Genomic DNA, 408 nt, shown 5'->3' on the forward strand with positions numbered 1-408 from the left:
CCATTGGGCTGCCGCTCAATCACGTCGTCAAGATCGTCCACGCGCTGCGCCGTGCTGGCTACCTCGACACCGCGCGCGGGCGTATCGGTGGAACACGCCTGGCGTGTCCTGCATCGGCCATCACTGTGGGCGACGTGGTCCGGGTCTTGGAATACAGGTTGGACTTGATGGCGTGCTTTCGCGCCGGGGGATTTTGCGTGGTCTCGAGCGTTGCCGATTGTCACGCGGCGCTGAGTGGGGCGCTGGTGGCCTACCTCACCGTGCTCGATGGCTACTCGATAGCGGATCTGCTGCCCTGATCGATGCCCGACATCGCAATAGACCTTTTCAATGCCGTGCGCTGCCATGTCGCATGGCGCAGGCCGATACGTGCTTCGTATGCTTCCGTTGCTTGCCCGGGGTCCATAC

1 protein-coding gene is annotated in these 408 nt (G+C 63.0%); it reads left to right on the top strand.

The genetic code is table 11. The features are described from left to right. A partial coding sequence (locus tag AB4Z35_RS30870) for an RrF2 family transcriptional regulator (protein ID WP_442101281.1) occupies positions 1–299 on the top strand: 299 nt, incomplete at its 5' end. Between the last annotated feature and the right edge of the window lie 109 nt (positions 300–408).

The sequence above is a fragment of the Pseudomonas sp. KB_15 genome (genome assembly GCF_052114525.1).
Lineage (GTDB): Bacteria > Pseudomonadota > Gammaproteobacteria > Pseudomonadales > Pseudomonadaceae > Aquipseudomonas.